General features: G+C 26.0%; 1 protein-coding gene and 1 pseudogene. Both read right to left on the reverse strand.

The window, feature by feature from the left end; translation table 11 throughout:
- Positions 1–1,742 (reverse strand): lipopolysaccharide assembly protein LapB (locus AJN69_RS02830; RefSeq protein WP_070290195.1); only part of this gene is annotated, 1,742 nt, incomplete at its 3' end.
- A gap of 205 nt (positions 1,743–1,947) precedes the next feature.
- A pseudogene (locus AJN69_RS02835) lies at positions 1,948–2,255 on the reverse strand (autotransporter outer membrane beta-barrel domain-containing protein); the annotation flags it as partial.

A 2,255-nucleotide genomic window follows, 5' to 3' on the forward strand; every position in this document is an offset into this window, starting at 1 on the left:
TCTTTAATCAGTTTTTGCAAATTCCTTTTTGTTTCTTCTTGTTCTTTTATGATAAAACATTTTGCTTTTGGCCAAAAATAACTTTTAGGATTTTCAAATTTTCCCCAACGCCAATCAAATCTAGGATGTAAAAGAACTATAGTAGGAATATCCATAGCTAAGCTTAAATGCGCTATAGCACTATCAATACTAAGCATACAGTCAATATCATATAAATAATTTAGAGTATCATTCCAATTTTCTATAAGCTTGCTTCTATCTTCTATTACCTTAGGCAATTCTTCTTTTAATTGCATTTGAAAAGAAATGATTTCATAATCTAAGTCTTTTAATATATCAAATAAAAATTCAAATTTTACATTTCTTAATAAATCAGAATTTTCAGCATTAGGAGTAGCATAAAAAATACCAAGTTTTTTTCTTTGATTATGCGGTTTTTTCTGTGGCAATATAGGTGTTTTTAATCGTGAAATCTCATCAAGCTTAATATCAATAAAAAAAGGCAAAGAACAAATAGGAATAGCATAATCAAAATTTGTAGGTAGATTTTTTAAAACCTTTACATTTTTAAAAATATCATCATTTTGATTTAAAAATTTGATTTGATTTTTAAACATTTCATACATGGCACTTTGAGGAGCAAATAAAACCTTTGAAGCGATTTTGCAAAGTTTTTCTAAGCATCTTGCATACATTATAGTATCGCCAAAGCCTTGCTCGCAAAATACTAAAACTTCTTTATTTTTAAAAGCATCAACGCCAAATTTATTAAAAGCTTTTAAGCTTTCATTATAATGATAAGTAGAAAAAGTTTCATTATGAGCATAAAATAATCTGCTTTCATAATATTTCTTGCCCTCTTCAAAATTATCATCCACTCCCATACGCATCAAAAGATAAGCCAAATCAAATTGATAGGTTGCATGAGAATCCAAACTAAGACATTTTTTATAAGCATAATAAGCTTCTTGATAGTTTGAATTAAATTCTAAGACCTTAGCATAGTTTTGCCAAAACTGTGCATGGTGTTGATTGGCTTCTTGTAGTGATTGAAAAAGTTCTAAAGAATCAGATATTCTAAAAAGCTTAAAAAGCAAGTATGCTTTTTGGGGTAAAATTTGATGAGTTAAAAAATCTTCTATTTTAGAAATAGTAAGATTTTCTTTGGTTTTACTGTGAAGCCTATCTTCGAGTTTAATTAAATTAAGATTGGTTTGTTCAGCAATGATTCCTTTTTGTAGTTTATCAATCAAATCTTGCATAAAATGACACAAGTGCTCATGTGCATTTAATGCCTTCGTAAAATCATGTTTAAAATAAATTTCTGCATAATTTTTCCATAGATTAAGATTATACATATCTTTAGAAAGTAATTCTTTGAAAATTTGTTCAGATTCTTCTAGTTTATTACTCAGTTTATAAATAAAAGCCAATTCTAACTTAAGTTCATCTTCTAAATCATCTTTGCGAGTTAAAAGTGTTTGTAATAAATTCAAGGCTTCATCAAATCTTAAATTTTCAATATAGCTTTTAGCAAGTATAAGACCATTAAAACTTGTAGGATTTAAAGAAAAAAGCTCTTGAGCATAATATAAAGCTTTTTGAAAAAGAGAAAGTTTATAAGAAGAAAGCATAGCAAATTCTAAAGCAAATTTTGGACTTTCTTTTAAAAATTGCTCACTCAAGTTTAAACATTTTTCATAATTAGCATTAAAATAATAATAATGAATTTTATCAAACATGATCTTCCTAGATAATAAAATTAAAATCCTATATTATCTTATAAGTTGCATAAAAAGATAATTATATTTTTATAAAATTAAATAATAAAACAAAAATAAATACAATAAAAACATCCATCCTAATAATTTTAAAATTATTAGGATGAAATTTTTAACAAGTAGGAGAGTAAAAACTAATTAAACTAAGGTATGATCTTTTATAAGATTACCAAAGATAATTAAACTGAGCAAATCCTGTATGGGTATTGCCATCTTTATCAAACATTCCATTATAGTTTAAACTAAAATAGAAAGCTTCATTAACAGGAACGATAAAAGAAGTGCTTACAAATTTTTGTATTCTTGGTAAATCAAACTCATCACTTACTTTTATATTACCAAATCTAGCCTCAGCTTCTACTTTAGGATTGATATTAAACTTAGCTCCAAGTTCTACTGAAGTTTTTAAATTAGGCAACCAATCTCTAAACCAAGTAAAGCTTGTTTTAGTAGAGAAAAGATTTAAATAGTTTG

The organism is Campylobacter sp. BCW_4338, assembly GCF_001763255.1.
Taxonomy (GTDB): domain Bacteria; phylum Campylobacterota; class Campylobacteria; order Campylobacterales; family Campylobacteraceae; genus Campylobacter_D; species Campylobacter_D jejuni.